At 69.5% G+C, this 21,063-nt stretch carries 19 protein-coding genes; 16 read left to right on the top strand and 3 right to left on the bottom strand.

The annotated features are described in order from the left end of the window. Window positions 1-93: 93 nt before the first annotated feature. Window positions 94-2,736: a RelA/SpoT family protein gene (locus ACU6WZ_RS25425; RefSeq protein WP_447030518.1), complete on the top strand. Its 2,643-nt coding sequence runs from the start codon at window positions 94-96 to the stop codon at window positions 2,734-2,736. 75 nt (window positions 2,737-2,811) lie between these two features. On the opposite strand, the gene ACU6WZ_RS25430 is transcribed toward ACU6WZ_RS25425, so the two are convergent. Further along, window positions 2,812-4,041 carry a DUF349 domain-containing protein gene (locus ACU6WZ_RS25430; protein ID WP_447030519.1) on the bottom strand — a complete coding sequence of 410 codons (1,230 nt, stop codon included), beginning with the start codon at window positions 4,039-4,041 and terminating at the stop codon, window positions 2,812-2,814. 157 nt (window positions 4,042-4,198) lie between these two features. After that, the gene (locus ACU6WZ_RS25435) at window positions 4,199-5,008 is read right to left on the bottom strand and encodes a peptidylprolyl isomerase (RefSeq protein WP_447030520.1); all 810 of its coding nucleotides are present in this window, start codon (window positions 5,006-5,008) and stop codon (window positions 4,199-4,201) included. A gap of 154 nt (window positions 5,009-5,162) precedes the next feature. Between ACU6WZ_RS25435 and ACU6WZ_RS25440 the strand changes: the two genes are divergently transcribed. From ACU6WZ_RS25440 to ACU6WZ_RS25455, 4 genes are all read left to right on the top strand, one after another. After that, window positions 5,163-5,852, top strand: coding sequence for an MBL fold metallo-hydrolase (locus tag ACU6WZ_RS25440; RefSeq protein WP_447030521.1), 690 nt, complete (start codon window positions 5,163-5,165; stop codon window positions 5,850-5,852). Between the two features lie 14 nt (window positions 5,853-5,866). Next, on the top strand, window positions 5,867-7,129 hold the full coding sequence (gene hisS, locus ACU6WZ_RS25445) for a histidine--tRNA ligase (RefSeq protein WP_447030522.1): 1,263 nt from the start codon (window positions 5,867-5,869) through the stop codon (window positions 7,127-7,129). Window positions 7,130-7,424: 295 nt separating this feature from the next. Beyond that, window positions 7,425-8,066: a vitamin K epoxide reductase family protein gene (locus ACU6WZ_RS25450; protein WP_447030523.1), complete on the top strand. Its 642-nt coding sequence runs from the start codon at window positions 7,425-7,427 to the stop codon at window positions 8,064-8,066. A gap of 39 nt (window positions 8,067-8,105) precedes the next feature. Next, window positions 8,106-9,470: a replication-associated recombination protein A gene (locus tag ACU6WZ_RS25455; RefSeq protein WP_447030524.1), complete on the top strand. Its 1,365-nt coding sequence runs from the start codon at window positions 8,106-8,108 to the stop codon at window positions 9,468-9,470. Here ACU6WZ_RS25455 and ACU6WZ_RS25460 read toward each other — a convergent pair. After that, the gene (locus ACU6WZ_RS25460) at window positions 9,467-10,165 is read right to left on the bottom strand and encodes a DUF2470 domain-containing protein (protein WP_447030525.1); all 699 of its coding nucleotides are present in this window, start codon (window positions 10,163-10,165) and stop codon (window positions 9,467-9,469) included. The two genes, ACU6WZ_RS25455 and ACU6WZ_RS25460, sit on opposite strands and share 4 nt — an antisense overlap. Window positions 10,166-10,350: 185 nt before the next feature. On the opposite strand from ACU6WZ_RS25460, the gene rpsD reads away from it, so the two are divergent. The 11 genes from rpsD to aroQ all read left to right on the top strand — a co-directional run bounded on the left by rpsD (window position 10,351) and on the right by aroQ (window position 21,026). Beyond that, window positions 10,351-10,965, top strand: a complete 615-nt coding sequence (rpsD, locus tag ACU6WZ_RS25465) for a 30S ribosomal protein S4 (protein WP_447030526.1) — start codon at window positions 10,351-10,353, stop codon at window positions 10,963-10,965. Between the two features lie 166 nt (window positions 10,966-11,131). Next, a complete protein-coding gene (locus ACU6WZ_RS25470; protein ID WP_447030527.1) occupies window positions 11,132-11,563 on the top strand; it encodes a DUF948 domain-containing protein in 432 nt (143 codons plus the stop codon). Window positions 11,564-11,570: 7 nt separating this feature from the next. After that, window positions 11,571-11,882: a DUF6167 family protein gene (locus tag ACU6WZ_RS25475; protein WP_447030528.1), complete on the top strand. Its 312-nt coding sequence runs from the start codon at window positions 11,571-11,573 to the stop codon at window positions 11,880-11,882. Next, window positions 11,882-14,551 carry an alanine--tRNA ligase gene (gene alaS, locus ACU6WZ_RS25480; RefSeq protein ID WP_447030529.1) on the top strand — a complete coding sequence of 890 codons (2,670 nt, stop codon included), beginning with the start codon at window positions 11,882-11,884 and terminating at the stop codon, window positions 14,549-14,551. The genes ACU6WZ_RS25475 and alaS overlap by 1 nt, the downstream gene beginning before the upstream one ends. Further along, complete coding sequence (gene ruvX / locus ACU6WZ_RS25485) at window positions 14,551-15,015, top strand: Holliday junction resolvase RuvX (protein WP_447030530.1); 465 nt, start codon at window positions 14,551-14,553, stop codon at window positions 15,013-15,015. The genes alaS and ruvX overlap by 1 nt, the downstream gene beginning before the upstream one ends. A 125-nt stretch (window positions 15,016-15,140) precedes the next feature. Then, the gene (gene mltG / locus ACU6WZ_RS25490; RefSeq protein WP_447030531.1) at window positions 15,141-16,829 is read left to right on the top strand and encodes an endolytic transglycosylase MltG; all 1,689 of its coding nucleotides are present in this window, start codon (window positions 15,141-15,143) and stop codon (window positions 16,827-16,829) included. Next, on the top strand, window positions 16,807-17,643 hold the full coding sequence (locus ACU6WZ_RS25495) for a shikimate dehydrogenase (RefSeq protein WP_447030532.1): 837 nt from the start codon (window positions 16,807-16,809) through the stop codon (window positions 17,641-17,643). Before mltG ends, ACU6WZ_RS25495 begins: the two co-directional genes overlap by 23 nt. A 146-nt stretch (window positions 17,644-17,789) precedes the next feature. Beyond that, window positions 17,790-18,974 (top strand): chorismate synthase, encoded by a 1,185-nt coding sequence (aroC, locus tag ACU6WZ_RS25500; protein ID WP_447030533.1) that lies wholly within the window; start codon window positions 17,790-17,792, stop codon window positions 18,972-18,974. A gap of 35 nt (window positions 18,975-19,009) precedes the next feature. Next, a complete protein-coding gene (locus ACU6WZ_RS25505) occupies window positions 19,010-19,492 on the top strand; it encodes a shikimate kinase (RefSeq protein ID WP_447034245.1) in 483 nt (160 codons plus the stop codon). Then, entirely contained in the window at window positions 19,489-20,583 is a 1,095-nt protein-coding gene (gene aroB, locus ACU6WZ_RS25510) for a 3-dehydroquinate synthase (protein ID WP_447030534.1), read from the top strand. Before ACU6WZ_RS25505 ends, aroB begins: the two co-directional genes overlap by 4 nt. After that, on the top strand, window positions 20,580-21,026 hold the full coding sequence (gene aroQ / locus ACU6WZ_RS25515; protein WP_447030535.1) for a type II 3-dehydroquinate dehydratase: 447 nt from the start codon (window positions 20,580-20,582) through the stop codon (window positions 21,024-21,026). Before aroB ends, aroQ begins: the two co-directional genes overlap by 4 nt. Window positions 21,027-21,063 lie beyond the last annotated feature (37 nt).

Below are 21,063 nucleotides of genomic sequence, written 5' to 3' on the forward strand. Positions count from 1 at the left end.
GGTATCAGGCCCGGGGCGAAGGGTGAGCCGGGGATCGTTACCATGGGCTTTCCGGGCCTGACCTGGGGACCCGGACCCGCACGAGGAGCGCTCTTGCCAGACGAGGCCCAGCCACTGCCCCCCAGCGCCCGACCGGGGGACCCCGCAGCCGCGCAGCCCGACGAGCAGCAGGCCGCCAAGGCCGCGGCGAGCCCGGCCACGCCCGCGAAGAGCGCCACCCCCGCGACCGGTGCCACCCCTCCGGCCGACGCGACCCCCGCCACCACTGCCGCGCCGGCAGAGCCCCCCGCACCGGCCAAGGGCGCCGAGACGCCCACACCGGGCAAGGGGGCCGAGCCCTCCGGGAAGCCGAAGAACGCCCCGGAGCAGGTCGCCGACACGACGCCGCCCATCACCGCGCCCAAGCCGGTCAGCGCAGGCACCGCCCCGCGCACCGGCGCCGGCTCCTCCAACCGCGTCCGGGCCAGGCTCGCCCGGCTCGGCGTACAGCGCTCCAGCCCGTACAACCCGGTCCTCGAACCGTTGCTGCGCATCGTGCGCAGCAACGACCAGAAGATCGAGACGTCCACGCTGCGCCAGATCGAGCACGCCTATCAGGTCGCCGAGCGCTGGCACCGCGGCCAGAAACGCAAGAGCGGCGACCCGTACATCACGCACCCGCTCGCCGTCACCACGATCCTCGCCGAGCTGGGCATGGACCCGGCGACCCTCATGGCCGGGCTGCTGCACGACACCGTCGAGGACACCGAGTACGGGCTCGACACCCTGCGCCGTGACTTCGGCGACCAGGTCGCCCTGCTCGTCGACGGCGTCACCAAGCTCGACAAGGTCAAGTTCGGCGAGGCCGCGCAGGCCGAGACCGTACGCAAGATGGTCGTCGCCATGGCCAAGGACCCGCGCGTCCTGGTCATCAAGCTCGCCGACCGCCTGCACAACATGCGCACCATGCGTTACCTGAAGCGGGAGAAGCAGGAGAAGAAGGCCCGCGAGACGCTTGAGATCTACGCGCCCCTGGCCCACCGCCTGGGCATGAACACCATCAAGTGGGAGCTGGAGGACCTCGCCTTCGCGATCCTCTACCCGAAGATGTACGACGAGATCGTGCGCCTCGTCGCCGAGCGGGCCCCCAAGCGCGACGAGTACCTCGCCATAGTGACGGACGAGGTCCAGTCCGACCTGCGCGCCGCCCGCATCAAGGCCACCGTCACCGGGCGGCCCAAGCACTACTACAGCGTCTACCAGAAGATGATCGTCCGCGGCCGTGACTTCGCGGAGATCTACGACCTGGTGGGGATTCGTGTACTTGTCGACACGGTCCGCGACTGTTACGCCGCCCTCGGCACCGTGCACGCGCGATGGAACCCGGTCCCCGGCCGGTTCAAGGACTACATCGCGATGCCCAAGTTCAACATGTACCAGTCGCTGCACACGACGGTCATCGGCCCCAGCGGCAAGCCAGTCGAGCTCCAGATCCGTACGTTCGACATGCACCGCCGCGCCGAGTACGGCATCGCCGCGCACTGGAAGTACAAGCAGGAGGCCGTCGCCGGCGCCTCCAAGGTGCGCACCGACGTACCCAAGAACACCGGGCGCGGCCAGGACACCGTCAACGACATGGCGTGGCTGCGCCAGCTCCTGGACTGGCAGAAGGAGACCGAGGACCCCAGCGAGTTCCTGGAGTCGCTGCGCTTCGACCTGTCCCGCAACGAGGTCTTCGTCTTCACGCCGAAGGGCGACGTCATAGCGCTGCCGGCCGGTGCGACGCCCGTCGACTTCGCGTACGCCGTCCACACCGAGGTCGGCCACCGGACCATAGGGGCCCGGGTCAACGGCCGGCTCGTACCGCTCGAATCGACCCTCGACAACGGCGATCTGGTGGAGATCTTCACCTCCAAGGCGGCCGGGGCCGGGCCCACCCGCGACTGGCTCGGCTTCGTCAAGTCCCCGCGCGCCCGCAACAAGATCCGCGCCTGGTTCTCCAAGGAGCGCCGCGACGAGGCCATAGAGCAGGGCAAGGACGCCATCGCGCGGGCCATGCGCAAGCAGAACCTGCCGATCCAGCGCATCCTCACCGGCGACTCCTTCGTCACCCTCGCGCACGAGATGCGCTACAGCGACATCTCCTCGCTGTACGCCGCGATCGGCGAGGGCCACGTCACCGCGCAGAGCATCGTCCAGAAGCTGGTCCAGGCGCTCGGCGGCGAAGAGGCCGCCACCGAGGACATCGCCGAGAGTTCCCCGCCGTCCCGGGGCCGTGGCAGCCGACGCTCCAACGCCGACCCGGGCGTCGTCGTCAAGGGCGTCGACGACGTCTGGGTCAAGCTGGCCCGCTGTTGTACGCCCGTGCCCGGCGACCCCATCATCGGGTTCGTCACCCGGGGAAGCGGCGTATCGGTGCACCGCGCCGACTGCGTCAACGTCGACTCGCTGTCGAAGGAGCCGGAGCGCATCCTCGAGGTCGAGTGGGCCCCGACCCAGTCCTCGGTCTTCCTGGTCGCCATCCAGGTCGAGGCGCTTGACCGGTCCCGTCTGCTGTCCGACGTCACCCGGGTCTTGTCCGACCAGCACGTCAACATCCTGTCGGCGGCCGTCCAGACCTCCCGCGACCGGGTGGCCACCTCCCGGTTCACCTTCGAGATGGGCGACCCCAAGCACCTGGGTCACGTACTCAAGGCTGTCCGCGGCGTGGAGGGCGTCTACGACGTATACCGCGTCACCTCGGCCCGCAGGCCGTAGAACTGAGCCACCGAAACACGGCGGCTCCGGTACGGAATCCCTAACGGGATCGGTACCGGGGCCGCCGTGCTTCGCCTATCCGCCGAACTCCTGCAGGCCCTTCAGCGCCTGGTCGAGCAGCGCCTGCCGGCCCTCGAGCTCACGGGCGAGCTTGTCGGCCTTGGCGTTGTTGCCGGCTGTACGAGCCGCGTCGATCTGCGTGCGCAGCTTGTCGACCGCGTCCTGGAGCTGGCCCGTCAGACCTGCGGCACGGGCGCGCGCCTCCGGGTTCGTACGGCGCCACTCGGTCTCCTCGGTCTCCTGAAGCGCCCGCTCCACCGCGTGAATCCGGCCCTCGACCTTCGGGCGGGCGTCGCGCGGCACATGGCCGATGGCCTCCCAGCGCTCGTTGATCGAACGGAACGCGGCCCTGGCCGCCTTCAGGTCCTTCACCGGCACCAGCTTCTCGGCCTCGACGACGAGTTCCTCCTTGAGCTTGAGGTTCTCGCTCTGCTCCGCGTCCCGCTCCGCGAAGACCCCGCTGCGTGCGGCGAAGAAGACGTCCTGGGCGCCGCGGAAGCGGTCCCACAGGCCGTCCTCCGCCTCGCGCTGCGCGCGGCCGGCTGCCTTCCACTCGGTCATCAGATCGCGGTAGCGAGCTGCCGTGGCGGCCCAGTCCGTCGAGCCCGACAGGCTCTCGGCTTCGGCGACCAGCCTCTCCTTGGCCTTGCGGGCCTCCTCGCGCTGGGCGTCCAGCGAGGCGAAGTGGGCCTTGCGCCGCTTGGAGAACGCCGAGCGGGCGTGCGAGAAGCGGTGCCACAGCTCGTCGTCGGACTTCCGGTCGAGCCTCGGCAGGCCCTTCCAGATGTCCACGAGCGCCCGCAGCCGCTCACCGGCCGACCGCCACTGCTCGCTCTGGGCCAGTTCCTCGGCCTCGACGACCAGCGCCTCCTTGGCATGCTTCGCCTCGTCGGTCTGCTTCGCCTTCTCGGCCTTGCGTTCCTCGCGGCGCGACTCGACCTTCGTGACCAGTGCGTCGAGGCGCTTGCTGAGGGCATCGAGATCACCGACCGCATGGTGCTCGTCGACCTGCTTGCGCAGATGGTCGATCGCCGTCTGCGCGTCCTTGGCCGACAGATCGGTGGTCTTCACCCGCCGTTCGAGGAGGCCGATCTCGACAACCAGGCCTTCGTACTTGCGCTCGAAGTAGGCCAGGGCCTCCTCGGGAGAGCCCGCCTGCCAGGATCCGACGACCTTCTCGCCATCGGCCGTCCGCACGTACACGGTGCCCGTCTCGTCGACGCGGCCCCACGGGTCGCTGCTCACAGCGCCTCCTCCACATGATGCCTGCGAGGGGCTCGAAGGCCCCCGGGCATCGTCCACAGTTTCTTTCGCGGGGCCACAGGCGCCCTGCACACCGCCAACATAGGCGAACGGCAGGGCGGCTGTCCGCATCCCGCACTTCCGGATTTACTCGGCGGACCTACTTGGTCACGGTCGCCTTGTCGATGACGACGGTGGCATTCGGCGCCCCGTCGCCCCGACCGCTCGCCTCACCCGTGTCAGTGATCTTCTTCAGCACGTCCTTACCGCCCTTGATGGTCCCGAACGGCGTGTACTTGGGGGGCAGCTTGCTGTCCTGGTAGACGAGGAAGAACTGGCTGCCGCCGGTACCCGGGCCCGCGTTGGCCATCGCCACCGTGCCCGCCGGGTAGACACCGCCCTTGAGCTTCGAATCCTTCAGGTTCTCGTCCGGCAGCTTGTAGCCGGGCGTACCCGAGCCCTGAGCCGTCGGGTCGCCGCACTGCAGGACATAGATGCCGCTCGTCGTCAGCCGATGGCACTTCGTGTGGTCGAAGTAGCCCTTCGACGCAAGGAAGTTGAACGAGTTCACCGTGCGCGGAGCCTTCGCAGCGTCCAGCGCGAGCGTGATGTCGCCGCACGTGGTCCGCAGCTTCATCGCGTACGACGCCGACTTGTCGATGGTGAGCGTCGGCTCCTTCTTGTACGACAGCTTCTTGACCGACCCGGGAGCGGGCTTCTCGCAGGGGTCCGCCTTCTTCGACGGCGAGGTGCTGGGCGCCGCGTCGGAGACTGCGCTGTCCTCGCTGTCCGAGCCGCCCAGAGCTCCCGCGGCGTACGCCGCCGCTCCCGCGGCCAGCACCACGGCGAGCGCCGAGGCGATCACCGCGTTGCGGCGGCGCGACTTGCGCCGGGCATCGGCCCGCCGCTGCTGCTGCCGTTCGAATTTTTCCCGGGCGAGCTGGCGCCGCCGCTGATCGCTGCTGACCACCGGTGTTCTCCTCGTACGTCTCGTCTGTCACTGCTCCGGCCGAGCTTGCCCGTACCGTATATGGGTTCGCTGTGCGATGAGCGGCCCCGGTAGGCTCTGATCTGCTGCAACCGAGCACAGCATTCTTCCGCCGGACGACACATAGAGGACGATCGTGCTTATTGCCGGGTTCCCCGCCGGGGCCTGGGGGACCAACTGTTACCTGGTCGCCCCCGCCGCCGGAGAGGAGTGCGTGATCATCGACCCGGGCCACCAGGCCGCCCAAGGCGTCGAGGAAGCGCTCGCCAAGCATCGGCTCAAGCCCGTCGCCGTCGTTCTCACCCACGGCCACATCGACCACGTCGCCTCGGTCGTCCCGGTGTGCGGAGCGCACGACGTACCGGCGTGGATCCACCCCGCCGACCGGTACATGATGAGCGATCCGGAGAAGGCGCTCGGCCTCTCGATCGGCATGCCACTCATGGGCGAGCTGACCGTCGGGGAGCCCGACGACGTCAAGGAGCTGGCGGACGGAGCGGAGTTGAAGCTGGCGGGCCTCGGCTTCACCGTTTCGCATGCGCCCGGCCATACCAAGGGGTCGGTGACCTTCAGGTTGCCCGAGCAGGCCGACATCCCGTCGGTCTTCTTCTCGGGTGACCTGCTGTTCGCCGGCTCCGTCGGACGCACCGACCTGCCCGGCGGCGACCACGCCGAGATGCTCGAGTCGCTGGCCCGCGTGTGCCTGCCGCTCGACGACTCGACTGTGGTGCTGTCCGGCCACGGCTCCCAGACGACCATCGGGCGGGAGCGCGCCACCAACCCGTATCTGAACGGTCTGGCCGCCGCTCCCCGACGAGGAATGTGACGAGACACCCCACGATGAGCACCTTCAAGGCCCCCAAGGGCACGTACGACCTGATCCCGCCGGACTCCGCGAAGTTCCTGGCGGTGCGCGAGGCGATCGCCGCCCCCCTGAAGAACTCCGGATACGGCTACATCGAGACGCCCGGCTTTGAGGACGTGGCTCTCTTCTCGCGCGGCGTCGGCGAGTCCACCGACATCGTCTCCAAGGAGATGTACGCCTTCGAGACGAAGGGCGGCGACCAGCTCGCGCTGCGCCCCGAAGGCACCGCCTCGGTGCTGCGCGCGGCGCTGGAAGCCAACCTGCACAAGAGCGGCAACCTGCCGGTCAAGCTCTGGTACTCCGGTTCGTACTACCGCTACGAGCGCCCGCAGAAGGGCCGCTACCGTCACTTCTCGCAGGTCGGGGCGGAGGCGATCGGCGCGGAGGATCCGGCGCTGGACGCCGAGCTGATCATCCTGGCCGACCAGGCGTACCGCTCGCTGGGGCTGCGCGAGTTCCGCATCCTGCTGAACTCGCTCGGCGACAAGGAGTGCCGGCCCGTCTACCGGGACGCCCTCCAGGGCTTCCTGCGCGGCCTCGACCTCGACGAGGACACCCGCCGCCGCATCGACATCAACCCGCTGAGGGTCCTCGACGACAAGCGCGCCGAGGTGCAGAAGCAACTGGTGGGCGCGCCCATGCTGCGCGACTACCTGTGCGACGCGTGCAAGGCGTACCACGGGCAGGTGCGCGAGCTGCTGAACGCGGCGGGCGTCGCGTACGAGGACGACGAGAAGCTGGTGCGCGGCCTCGACTACTACACCCGGACCACCTTCGAGTTCGTCCACGACGGCCTGGGCTCGCAGTCCGCGGTGGGCGGCGGCGGCCGCTACGACGGCCTGTCCGAGATGATCGGCGGCCCGTCGCTGCCGTCCGTCGGCTGGGCACTGGGCGTGGACCGTACGGTGCTGGCGCTGGAGGCGGAGGGCATCGCGCTCGACCTGCCCGCCACCACCAGCGTGTACGCGGTGCCGCTCGGCGAGGAGGCGCGCCGCCTCCTGTTCGGTGTGGTCACCGAGCTGCGCCGAGCAGGGGTCGCGGCCGACTTCGCGTACGGCGGCAAGGGCCTCAAGGGCGCCATGAAGAACGCCAACCGCTCCGGGGCCCGCCTCACGATCGTCGCCGGCGAGCGCGACCTGGCCGACGGCCAGGCCCAGCTGAAGGACATGGAGACCGGCGAGCAGGCCGCGGTCGCCCTGGACACCCTGGTGTCGGAGATCCAGCGCCGTCTGGCCTGACCGGTCACACGTACAGCGGGCCCCGCCGTCCACCAGCACCACCAGGACGGCCGGGCCCGCTGTCGTCGTCAACCTCGCGCCCGCGCGTTCCCCCGCCGGATGAGACCGGTCCCGGCCGGCCGGCCGGGGCCCTCGATGCAGGATCTGGCCGCCCCGAGCTGTCATTTCGCCCGTAACGCACCGAATGCGGGGGCAGCAGGATGCGTACCTCCTTATGTCCAGCGAACGGTGGACACGGGTGGCCGTGCGGCAGAATGGCCATACCTGACAGGCCACTCAGCGACGGAACGGCGATATGACGACCGCAGCGGTAGACGACCTCACTCACAACGGTGCGCAGGACGAACCGAAGGGCACGTTCGGCAGCGGTCGTGCCCTCGCCCTGCTCTTGGTGATCACGGGTGCGGCCGGGCTGCTGGCCTCCTGGGTGATCACCATCGACAAGTTCAAGCTGCTCGAGGACCCGAACTTCACGCCGGGCTGCAGCCTCAACCCGATCGTCGCGTGCGGCAACATCATGAAGAGCGAGCAGGCCGCCGCCTTCGGATTCCCCAACCCGATGCTCGGCCTCGTCACCTTCGCGATGGTCGTCGCCATCGGCGTCGGCCTGCTGGCCGGCGCGCGCTACCGCCGCTGGTTCTGGCTCGGGCTCAACGCGGGCACGTTGTTCGGCGTCGGTTTCTGCACCTGGCTCCAGTACCAGTCGCTCTACAACATCAACTCGCTGTGCCTGTGGTGCTGCCTGGCCTGGGTCGCCACCATCGTCATGTTCTGCTACGTCACCACGCACAACATCAAGCACCGCATCCTCCCCGCCCCCAGCGGTCTGCGCAGCGCCCTGACGGAGTTCCACTGGGTCCCGCCGGTTCTGTGGATCGGCATCATCGGCATGCTGATCCTGACCCGCTGGTGGAGCTTCTGGACCGGGGCCAACTGACCCGAGGGCACTGTCAGTGGGCTGACATAGGCTTCATGCGTGGAGCCCGATCTGTTCACCGCAGCCGCCGAAGACCGCCAGCTGAAGGATCCGTCCAGCAGCCCCCTGGCCGTACGGATGCGTCCGCGCACCCTCGACGAGGTCGTCGGCCAGCAGCACCTGCTGAAACCGGGCGCCCCGCTGCGCCGGCTGGTCGGCGAGGGCGGCGGCGGACCGGCCGGACCGTCCTCCGTCCTGCTCTGGGGCCCGCCGGGCATCGGAAAGACCACCCTGGCGTACGTCGTCAGCCAGGCCACCCAGAAGCGGTTCGTCGAGCTTTCCGCCATCACCGCCGGGGTCAAGGAGGTCCGGGCCGTCATCGACGGCGCCCGCCGCGCCTCCGGCGGTTACGGCAAGGAGACGGTCCTCTTCCTCGACGAGATCCACCGTTTCAGCAAGGCCCAGCAGGACTCGCTGCTGCCCGCCGTCGAGAACCGCTGGGTCACGCTCATTGCCGCGACCACCGAGAACCCGTACTTCTCGATCATCTCGCCGCTGCTCTCCCGCTCCCTGCTGCTGACGCTGGAGTCGCTGACCGACGACGACCTGCGCGCCCTGGTGCACCGGGCCCTCACCGAGGAGCGGGGGCTCGGCGGCGCTGTCACGCTGTCCGGTGACGCCGAGGCGCATCTGCTGCGGATCGCGGGCGGTGACGCCCGGCGCGCACTGACCGCGCTCGAAGCGGCGGCGGGCGCCGCCATGGACAAGGGCGACGAAGAGATCACCCTGGAGACGGTCGAGGAGACCGTCGACCGGGCGGCGGTGAAGTACGACCGTGACGGCGACCAGCACTACGACGTGGCGAGCGCCCTCATCAAGTCCATCCGCGGCTCGGACGTCGACGCCGCGCTGCACTACCTGGCCCGCATGATCGAGGCGGGCGAGGACCCCCGGTTCATCGCCCGGCGCCTGATGATCTCGGCCAGCGAGGACATCGGCCTCGCCGACCCGACCGCCCTGCCGACGGCCGTGGCCGCCGCCCAGGCCGTGGCCATGATCGGCTTCCCGGAGGCCGCGCTCACCCTCAGCCACGCCACGATCGCGCTGGCGCTGGCACCCAAGTCCAACGCCGCGACGCTCGCGATCTCCGCCGCACAGGACGACGTACGGAAGGGAATGGCCGGCCCGGTCCCCGCGCATCTGCGCGACGGGCACTACAAGGGCGCGGCCAAGCTCGGCCACGCTCAGGGGTACGTCTATCCGCACGACGTACCGGGCGCCATCGCCGCTCAGCAGTACGCCCCGGACGCCGTGCATGGCCGCCACTACTACGAACCCACGCGATACGGAGCCGAAGCCCGGTACGCCGACGTCGTCGAGAAGGTGCGCGGCAGGCTGCGCGGAGATCGACCGGACACCCCCTAACGCGCCGCTGCCTCGAACAGCCGGTGCATGGCGCGTCGCAGCCCGGCGATGTCGCGCACCGGCTCGGGGAAGTCGAATCGCGCGTCCCCCGTCCGCCCGTCGCCGCCGGTGAACCGCACCCGCAGCCCGAACCGGTCCAGAGCCACCGGCACCGCGCCGCCGACGGCCACTCCGTGGCCCTGCGACGCCCCGTCCACCAGTCCGCACAATTGCCGCACCTGGTCGCTGTGGGCCGAATGCAGAAGCTGAAGCAGCTCGTATTCGTGATCGGCGAGCGGATCGGCGGTGGCCGATGCGAACTCCTCCGGGTCGACCGTCGCCGTGCCCCACAGATCGTCGATCCGCGCCTCGCCGACCCCCATCCGCAGCAGCATCCGCCCGGGCGCCGCCCTTCCCCGTACACACGTGAGCCAGCCCGAGATCCAGGCGCGGCCGCGAATACGATGGGGCACCGAGACCGGCGCGACATCGGTGATCTCCAGCACCACGGGCAGCTCGTCGTCCTGTGCGTGCGTGGCGGCCCGTACCGCCGGGGAGTCCGCGGGAAAGACGAGCAGCACCTCGCCGTCGGACCCCACACTCCGAGCCTCGGGCACCAGGTGCTCGGCGCCGGCCAGGGCAGGGCCGGGGAGAAGCAGTACCGCGGACGAGGTAGTCTGTACGAGAGTTCGTGTGCGCTCGGCTGCTGACGGCATCCGTGCGATTTCAAGTCCGCTGGGACGCGGCTGACCACGATCTGATCGGACCTCCGTCGCGTCGGCACTCTGGTTGCCGGCCTTCTTTGTGTTGTCCGTGAGGTGTGTGGTGTTCCCCGGGCGAGACATGCGATCTCCTTGAGTAAGGTGAGCCTAACCTAACCTACAACGGAGGTCTGGAGAACGTGCCTAACCAGTCGCGTCCCAAGGTCAAGAAGTCCCGTGCGCTCGGCATCGCGCTGACGCCGAAGGCTGTCAAGTACTTCGAAGCCCGTCCGTACCCGCCGGGCGAGCACGGCCGTGGGCGCAAGCAGAACTCGGACTACAAGGTCCGTCTGCTCGAGAAGCAGCGTCTGCGCGCGCAGTACGACATCAGCGAGAAGCAGATGGCCCGCGCCTACGACCGCGCCAAGAAGGCCGAAGGCAAGACCGGCGAGGCCCTGGTCATCGAGCTTGAGCGCCGCCTCGACGCGCTCATCCTGCGTTCGGGCATCGCCCGTACCATCTACCAGGCCCGTCAGATGGTCGTGCACGGCCACATCGAGGTCAACGGTGGCAAGGTCGACAAGCCGTCGTTCCGCATCCGTCCCGACGACGTCGTGATGGTCCGCGAGCGCAGCCGCGAGAAGCACCCCTTCCAGGTTGCCCGCGAGGGTGGCTACGACACCGACGGTGAGACGCCGCGCTACCTCCAGGTCAACCTGAAGGCCCTGGCCTTCCGCCTGGACCGCGACCCGAACCGCAAGGAAGTCCCGGTCATCTGCGACGAGCAGCTCGTCGTTGAGTACTACGCCCGCTGATCCAGCGGCCGTAGGGGTTTTTCGCCTCAGCCCGCCGTCTCCACGCTCCCTCCGGAGCGGGAGGCGGCGGGCTCGCGCATGTGCGGTCGCAATCCGGTACGGACCCGTAGCCCTGGCGCGATAGGCTCGGAGGACGACTTTTCTCGCGTACAGGGAGCGGTGCAACGTGTCCGGTGGAGAGGTGGCCGGGATCCTGGTGGCCGTCTTCTGGGCGATTCTGGTCTCCTTCCTCGCCGTGGTGCTGGTGAGGCTGGCCCAGACGCTCAAGGCGACGACCAAGCTCGTGGCGGACGTGACCGAACAGGCGGTGCCGCTGCTCGCGGACGCCTCCGCGACCGTGCGATCCGCGCAGACCCAGCTCGACCGGGTCGACGCCATCGCCACGGACGTCCAGGAAGTCACCTCCAACGCGTCCGCGCTCTCCACGACCGTCGCATCGACGTTCGGCGGACCGCTCGTCAAGGTCGCCGCCTTCGGGTACGGCGTACGCCGGGCGATCGGCCGCAGCAAGGACACCCCGGCGGAGCAGCAGGCCCGCCGCACTGTGATCGCCGGCCGGACCGTGCCGTCCGCCCGGCGACGGAAGCGGAAGGGCTGAAGCCGCAATGTTCCGCCGTACTTTCTGGTTCACCGCAGGCGCCGCAGCCGGCGTGTGGGCCACCACCAAGGTCAACCGCAAGATCAAGCAGCTGACGCCCGAGAGCCTCGCCGCTCAGGCCGCCGACAAGGCCCTCGAAGCAGGCCACCGGCTCAAGGAGTTCGCGCTCGACGTCAGGGCGGGCATGGTGCAGCGGGAAGCCGAACTCGGCGAAGCGCTCGGCCTGGAGGCGCCCGACCATCCCGAACTGCCCCCGCAGCGCCGCCTCGCTGCCCTGGACCACACCCAGCATTCGTACAACCGGAATGAGGACCACTGATGGAGTCGGCTGAAATCCGCCGCCGCTGGCTGCGCTTCTTCGAGGAGCGCGGACACAACGTCATGCCCTCGGCGTCGCTCATCGCGGACGACCCGACCCTGCTGCTGGTTCCCGCGGGCATGGTGCCCTTCAAGCCTTACTTTCTCGGCGAGGTCAAGCCGCCGGCTCCGCGCGTCACGAGCGTGCAGAAGTGCGTGCGTACGCCGGACATCGAAGAGGTCGGCAAGACCACCCGCCACGGCACGTTCTTCCAGATGTGCGGCAACTTCTCGTTCGGGGACTACTTCAAGGAAGGTGCCATCACGTTCGCCTGGGAGCTGCTGACCAGCTCCGTCGCGGACGGTGGCTACGGCCTCGACCCCGAGCGTCTGTGGATCACGGTCTACAAGGAGGACGACGAGGCCGAGCAGATCTGGCGCGACGTGATCGGCGTACCCGCGGAGCGCATTCAACGGCTCGGCATGGGGCCCAACTTCTGGTCGATGGGCGTCCCCGGCCCCTGCGGCCCGTGCTCCGAGATCAACTACGACCGTGGCCCGGAGTTCGGTGAAGAGGGCGGCCCGGCCGTCAACGACGAGCGCTACGTGGAGATCTGGAACCTGGTCTTCATGCAGTACGAGCGCGGCGCCGGTGAGGGCAAGGACGACTTCCCCATCCTCGGCGACCTGCCGTCGAAGAACATCGACACCGGTCTCGGCCTCGAACGTCTCGCCATGATCCTGCAGGGCGTGCAGAACATGTACGAGACCGACACCCTGCGCGTCGTCATGGACAAGGCCACCGAGCTGACCGGCGTACGGTACGGCGCCGAGCACGGCTCCGACGTGTCCCTGCGGGTGGTCGCCGACCACATCCGGACGTCCGTGATGCTCATCGGTGACGGCGTCACCCCCGGAAACGAGGGCCGCGGCTACGTCCTGCGCCGCATCATGCGCCGCGCCATCCGCAACATGCGGCTGATGGGCGCCACCGAACCCGTCGTCGCACAGCTGGCCGACGTCGTCATCACGACCATGGGGGAGCAGTACCCCGAACTGCTGACCGAGCGCGCCCGCATCGAGACCGTCGCCGTTGCCGAGGAGGCCGCCTTCCTCAAGGCCATCAAGGGCGGCACCAACATCCTCGACACCGCCGTCACGGACACCAAGGCCGCCGGCGGCAAGGTTCTCGCCGGCGACAAGGCGTTCCTGCTCCACGACACCTGGGGCTTCCCGATCGACCTCACCCTGGAGATGGCCGCCGAACAGGGCCTTTCCGTGGACGAGGACGGCTTCCGCCGGCTCATGAAGGAGCAGCGGGACCGGGCCAAGGCCGATGCCAGGGCCAAGAAGACCGGGCACGCCGACGTCTCGGCCTACCGGGAGGTCGCCGACAACTCCGGCTCGACCGAGTTCACCGGATACACCTCCACCGAGGGCGAGTCGACCATTGTCGGCCTGCTCGTCGACGGTCTGCCCTCCGCGGCCGCCACCGAGGGCGACGAGGTCGAGATCGTCCTCGACCGCACGCCGTTCTACGCGGAGGGCGGCGGCCAGCTCGCCGACACCGGCCGCATCAAGCTCGACTCGGGCGCCGTCATCGTGGTCCGCGACGTACAGCAGCCGGTCCCCGGCGTCTCCGTCCACAAGGGCTCGGTCCAGGTCGGCGAGGTCACGGTGGGTGCCTCCGCGTACGCCGCCATCGACCTGAAGCGCCGCCGGGCCATCGCCCGCGCTCACAGCGCCACGCACCTCACGCACCAGGCGCTGCGCGACGCGCTCGGCCCGACGGCCGCCCAGGCCGGTTCGGAGAACTCACCGGGCCGCTTCCGCTTCGACTTCGGCTCACCCAACGCCGTACCCGGCACGGTCCTCACCGACGTCGAGCACAAGATCAACGATGTGCTCGCCCGTGAACTCGACGTTCAGGCCGAGGTCATGAGCATCGACGACGCCAAGAAGGCCGGCGCCATCGCGGAGTTCGGGGAGAAGTACGGCGAGCGGGTGCGCGTCGTGACCATCGGCGACTTCTCCAAGGAGCTGTGCGGCGGCACGCACGTCCACAACACCGCCCAGCTGGGGCTGGTGAAGCTGCTCGGCGAGTCGTCCATCGGCTCGGGCGTGCGGCGTATCGAGGCCCTGGTCGGTGTGGACGCCTACAACTTCCTCGCCCGCGAGCACACGGTCGTCGCCCAGCTTCAGGAGCTGGTCAAGGGCCGTCCGGAGGAGCTGCCGGAGAAGATCTCCGGGATGCTCGCCAAGCTCAAGGACGCCGAGAAGGAGATCGAGAAGTTCCGCGCCGAGAAGGTCCTCCAGGCCGCCGCCGGTCTCGCTTCCTCGGCCAAGGACGTGCGCGGTGTCGCGCTCGCCACGGGCCAGGTGCCGGACGGCACGTCGGCCGACGACCTGCGCAAGCTGGTCCTGGACGTGCGGGGCCGCATCCCTGGTGACCGCCCCGTCGTGGTGGCCCTGTTCGCCACGGCGAACGGCCGCCCGCTGACCGTCATCGCCACCAACGAGGCCGCCCGTGAGCGTGGTCTCAAGGCCGGCGACCTGGTCCGTACGGCCGCCAAGACCCTCGGCGGTGGCGGTGGCGGCAAGCCGGACGTCGCCCAGGGTGGCGGCCAGAACCCGGAGGCCATCGCCGACGCCGTGGCCGCCGTCGAGCGCGCCGTCGGCGAGATCGCCTGATGCGACGCGGCCGTCGCCTCGCGATCGACGTAGGGGACGCCCGGATCGGGGTGGCCTCGTGCGACCCCGACGGGGTGCTCGCGACGCCGGTGGAGACCGTGCCGGGACGTGACGTCCCGGCCGCCCACCGGCGGCTGCGGCAGCTCGTCGAGGAGTACGAGCCGATCGAGGTCGTCGTCGGTCTCCCTCGCTCCCTCAACGGGGGCGAGGGGCCGGCGGCCGCCAAGGTCAGGGCCTTCGTCCAGGAGCTCGCGCGCGGGATCGCTCCGATGCCGGTACGGCTCGTGGACGAGAGGATGACCACAGTGACGGCCAGTCAGGGGCTGCGCGCTTCGGGTGTGAAGTCCAAGAAGGGCCGTTCTGTGATCGACCAAGCGGCGGCTATTGTCATCCTTCAGAACGCTTTGGAGGCCGAACGGGTCTCTGGTATTCCCCCGGGCGAGGGCGTCGAAGTGGTTGTCTGATCGCGATACGGTAACGTTCCGCGCGATGCGGCGGTGTTCGAACAGCTGCTGCACAAAGAAGAGGCGGACCGGATGCCGTGCCCCACGTGCGATGCAGCCGCCGCCTCGCGGCTCTATGGGGTTTGATGACTGAGTATGGCCGGGGCGCAGGCCACGAACCGTGGCATCCCGAGGACCCGTTGTACGGGGACCAGGGGTGGGCGGGACAGCAGGCCGCACAGGCCCAGGGTCCTTCCTACGGTGGCCAGACGCAGCACTACCAGCAGCAGCCGCACCAACCGCAGCGGCCGTACTACGACGAGAGCGGTGCCGGCGCCGGCCAGCAGCAGCCGTACGAGCAGCAGCACGGGTACCCGGAGCAGCAGCAGTACGGCAACGGCGGCTGGGACACGGGGCAGCAGCAGGGAGCCGTGCCGTACGGCATGAACCCCGCCGACCCGTACAGCGGCCAGCAGCCCGGCCACGGCGGCGCCCAGGGCCCCGACTACTACGCGGCGCCCGACGCGTACCCCCCGCCGCAGCCGCCGAACCAGCGCCACACCGAGCCGGAACAGGCCCCGGACCGGCACGACGCAGGTGCCGAGGCCGAAGAGCCCGAGGAGCACCCCTTCTTCACGGGCGCCGACGACCGCGACGACGACGCGCACGGGTCACGCGGCGGCCGGGGCGGCGAGCGCCGCGGCAAGGGCAAGGGTGGCGGCAAGGGCAAGGGTGGCGGCAAGGGCAAGAAGAAGAAAAGCCGCAACGGCACGGCGTGCCTGTTCGTGGCCCTGGTCCTGGTCGGCGGCGTGGGCGGCGTCGGCTACTTCGGATACCAGTTCTACCAGGATCAGTTCGGTGAAGCCCCGGACTATGCCGGGGCAGGTTCGGGATCTGCCCAGGTGGAGATTCCGCAGGGCGCCGGCGGATACGAGATCGGGCGCCTCCTGGAGAAGGAGGGCGTGGTCAAGAGCCAGGGTGCGTTCGTCTCCGCCCAGAACAGGAACCCCAAGGGCAAGAACATCCAGGCTGGCGTTTACACCCTCAACAAGATGATGTCAGCGGACAACGCCGTGGCGGAAATGCTCAAGCCGAGCAGCCGCAACGCGCTCATTATCCCCGAGGGCAAGCGGAACGCATGGGTCTACGAGGAGATCGACCAGCGTCTGGAGCAGAAGCCCGGAACCACCGAGGCGGTCGCCAAGGCGGAGGCGAAGAATCTTGGCCTGCCGCAGTGGGCGACCAATCATGCGAATGTGAAGGACCCGCTGGAGGGCTTCCTCTTCCCTGCGAGCTATCCGGTGGCGAAGAACGCCAAGCCTGCGAATGTGCTCAAGAAGATGGTCGCCCGCGCCAACGCGGAATACGGAAAGCTGGACCTGGAAGCGAACTCCAAGTCGCTCGGCGTGAAGGGGCCCTGGGAGCTCCTCACCCTCGCCAGCCTCGTTCAGGTCGAGGGCAAGACGGACGATGACTTCCGCAGGATGGGCGAGGTCATCTACAACCGCCTCAAGCCCACCAATACGGAGACGAACCAGCTGCTCCAGTTCGACTCGGCCTTCAACTACCTGAACGGCCAGAGCGAAATCGAGATCAGCGAGGCAGAGATCAACGGCAACCAGGACCCGTACAACACATACACCCAGAAGGGTCTCACCCCCGGACCCATCAGCAACCCGGGCAATGAGGCCTTGGCCGCCGCGCTCAATCCGACGCAGGACGGCTGGATGTACTTTGTGGCAACTGACGGCCAGAACAAGACGGAATTTGCCAAGACGCACGACGAATTCCTGGAGCTCAAGGAAAAGTTCAATGACAATCAGGGCAGCGAATGACGCTCGGAGAGTGGCGGTTCTCGGCTCGCCCATCGCCCACTCCCTCTCTCCGGTCCTGCACCGCGCCGCGTACGACGAACTGGGTCTGACTCACTGGTCGTACGACCGCTTCGAAGTGGACGAGGCCGGTCTCCCCGGCTTCTTCGCGGAGCTCGACGAGTCCTGGGCGGGCCTGTCACTGACCATGCCGCTCAAGCGGGCCGTCATTCCGCTGCTCGACGAGATCAGCGACACGGCGGCCTCCGTCGAGGCGGTCAACACCGTCGTCCTCACCGAGGACGGCCGACGCGTCGGTGACAACACCGATATCCCGGGCATGATCGCCGCCCTGCGCGAGCGCGGCGTCGAAAAGGTGGATTCGGCCGCCGTCCTCGGCGCCGGTGCCACCGCCTCGTCAGCGATCGCCGCCCTCGCCCACCTGTGCACGGGCCCGGTCACCGCGTACGTACGCTCGGCCGCCCGCGCCGACGAGATGCGGCAGTGGGGCGAACGGCTCGGAGTCGACGTACGCATCGCCGACTGGTCGGAGGCGGACCGGGCGCTCGACGCCCCCCTCGTCATTGCCACCACCCCGGCCGGCGCCACCGACGCCCTCGCACCGGCCGTGCCCGAACACCCCGGCACGCTCTTCGACGTGCTCTACGAGCCCTGGCCAACCAGGCTGGCGGCGGCTTGGCAAGAGAGCGGCGCGCACGTCGTCGGTGGAATAGACCTGCTCGTGCACCAGGCGGCGCTCCAGTTCCAGCAGTTCACGGGAGAGGCTCGATCGCCGCTGGCAGCCATGCGGCGAGCTGGTGTGGCCGCCATCGGTTGAAACTCCGCCACTGCTTCGTTCGGGTTCCGTAGCGTGGACACCCGTCCGGGTCCCTGGCCCGGTCGTGGGAGGATCGATGGTGGCGGGTCAGGGCCGCGCACCCGGTCGCGCCGTTGGAGTTTCAGGCGCGAGCATGAGGAGCACCGTTGAGCAGGTTGCGCTGGCTGACCGCGGGGGAATCCCACGGCCCCGCACTCGTCGCGACACTGGAGGGACTTCCCTCCGGCGTCCCCGTCACCACCGACCTGGTGGCGGACGCGCTGGCCCGGCGGCGGCTCGGCTACGGCCGTGGTGCGCGCATGAAGTTCGAGAAGGACGAGGTCACCTTCCTCGGCGGCGTACGCCACGGGCTGACCATGGGCGGTCCCGTCGCGATCATGGTGGGCAATACCGAGTGGCCCAAGTGGGAGCAGGTCATGTCGGCCGATCCGGTGGACCCGGAGGAGCTGGCCAAGCTGGCCCGCAACGCCCCGCTGACCCGCCCGCGCCCCGGCCATGCCGACCTCGCCGGCATGCAGAAGTACGCGCTGGAGGAGGCCCGGCCGGTGCTGGAGCGCGCGAGCGCCCGGGAGACCGCCGCCCGCGTCGCGCTGGGCACGGTCGCCCGTTCGTACCTGAAGCAGACCACCGGCATCGAGATCGTGTCGCACGTGGTCGAGCTGGCCGCGGCCAAGGCGCCGTACGGCGTGCTGCCCGTGCCGGCCGACGAGGCGAAGCTCGACGAGGACCCGGTGCGCTGCCTGGACGCGGACGCGTCGAAGGCGATGGTCGCGGAGATCGACCAGGCCCACAAGGACGGTGACACCCTCGGCGGCGTGGTGGAGGTGCTGGCGTACGGGGTGCCTGTCGGCCTCGGGTCCTTCGTGCACTGGGACCGCCGGCTCGACGCCCGGCTCGCCGCCGCCCTCATGGGCATCCAGGCCATCAAGGGCGTCGAGGTCGGCGACGGCTTCGACCTGGCCCGCGTGCCGGGATCCAAGGCGCACGACGAGATCGTTCCGACGGCGGACGGCGTACGGCGTACCTCCGGGCGCGCCGGCGGCACCGAGGGCGGCATGTCCACCGGCGAACTGCTGCGCGTACGGGCCGCCATGAAGCCCATCGCGACCGTCCCCAGGGCGCTCGCGACCATCGACACCGCCACCGGCGAGGTCGCCGCCGCGCACCACCAGCGCTCCGACGTGTGCGCCGTGCCGGCGGCCGGGATCGTCGCCGAGGCCATGGTCGCGCTGGTCCTCGCGGACGCCGTCGCGGAGAAGTTCGGCGGCGACAGCGTGGGCGAGACCCGGCGCAACGTGCGGAGCTACCTCGACACCCTGGTCGTACGGTGAGTGCGAACGGGCCGCTCGTCGTACTCGTCGGCCCCATGGGATCCGGCAAGACCACCGTCGGCCTGCTCCTCGCGGACCGGCTCGGGGTGGGCTTCCGGGACACCGACGCCGATATCGTCGCGGCCGAGAGCCGGCCCGTCTCCGAGATCTTCGTCGACCATGGTGAGCCGTACTTCCGCGAGCTGGAGCGCCGCGCGGTCAAGGCGGCACTGGCCGAGCACACCGGCGTACTCGCGCTCGGTGGCGGCGCGGTCCTCGACGAAGGGACGCGGGCGGCCCTCGCGGGACTGCCCGTGGTCTGCCTCTCGATGAACGTCGGCGAGGCGATCAGACGAGTCGGTCTGAACACCGCGCGCCCCCTGCTGGCCGTCAACCCGCGCCAGCAGTGGAAGCAGCTGATGGAAGCCCGCAGCCACCTGTACGACGAGGTGGCCGACGCGGTCGTCGCCACCGACGACCGCACCCCGGAAGAGGTCGCCCAGGCGGTCCTCGACGCACTCGAATTGAAGGAAGCATGACGGAGCAGGCAGTGACCCGTATCCACGTCGGCGGCAGTGAGGGCGCGGAGCCCTACGACGTCCTGGTGGGCCGGCAGCTCCTCGGTGAACTCCCCGCGCTGATCGGCGACCGCGCCCAGCGTGTCGCCGTCCTGCACCCGGAGGCGCTCGCCGGCACCGGCGAGGCGGTCCGCGAGGACCTCGCGAGCCAGGGCTACGAGGCCATCGCGATCCAGCTGCCCAACGCCGAGGAGTCCAAGACCGTCGAGGTCGCGGCCTACTGCTGGAAGGCGCTGGGCCAGACCGGCTTCACGCGTACGGATGTCATCATCGGCGTCGGCGGCGGCGCCACCACTGACGTCGCGGGTTTCGTGGCGGCCACCTGGCTGCGCGGGGTGCGCTGGATCGCCGTACCGACCACCGTGCTCGGCATGGTCGACGCGGCCGTCGGCGGCAAGACGGGCATCAACACCGCCGAGGGCAAGAACCTCGTCGGCGCATTCCACCCGCCGGCCGGTGTGCTGTGCGACCTGGCGGCGCTGGACTCGCTGCCGGTCAACGACTTCATCAGCGGCCTCGCCGAGGTCATCAAGGCGGGCTTCATCGCCGACCCGGTGATCCTCGACCTGATCGAGGAGGATCCGGCGGCGGCCCGTACGCCCGAAGGCCGGCACACCGCCGAGCTGATCGTGCGCGCCATCCGCGTCAAGGCCGACGTCGTGTCGAGCGACCTGAAGGAATCGGGCCTGCGCGAGATCCTGAACTACGGTCACACGCTCGCCCACGCCATCGAGAAGAACGAGCGCTACAACTGGCGGCACGGCGCCGCCGTGTCCATCGGCATGGTCTTCGCCGCCGAACTGGGCCGCCTCGCGGGCCGTCTCGACGACGCGACGGCCGACCGGCACCGCGCGGTGCTGGAATCGGTCGGGCTGCCGCTTGCCTACCGCGGCGACCAGTGGCCCAAGCTGCTGGAGAACATGAAGGTCGACAAGAAGTCCCGCGGCAATCTGCTGCGCTTCATCGTCCTCGACGGTCTCGGCAAGCCGACCGTGCTGGAGGGCCCCGACCCGGCGGTGCTGCTTGCCGCGTACGGGGAGGTGTCCAAGTGACGCGGCCGGCGCGGCGGGTGCTCGTCATCAACGGTCCCAACCTCGGCAGGCTCGGCTCGCGCGAACCCGACGTGTACGGCGCCACGTCGTACGCCGGGCTGGTCGAGGAGTGCGGCCGGCTCGGCAAGGAGCTCGGTTTCGACGTCGACGTACGCGAGACCAACGACGAGGGCGAGTTGATCCGCTGGCTCCACGAGGCGGCGGACGGATCAGTTCCGGTCGTACTCAACCCCGGTGCCTTCACGCACTACTCGTACGGGATGAGGGACGCGGCCGCCCAGCGGACCGCCCCGCTCATCGAGGTGCACATCTCGAACCCGTACACGCGCGAGGAGTTCCGGCACACCTCGGTGGTCGCGGCCGTCGCCAGCGGGACGATCGCCGGCTTCGGCATCGGCTCGTACCGCCTGGCGCTGCGCGCACTCGCCGAAGAACTCGGCTGACAAGCCGGCCGAGAGCTCGGCTGAGCACGCGGCGGAC

It is taken from the genome of Streptomyces hypolithicus (genome assembly GCF_052934925.1).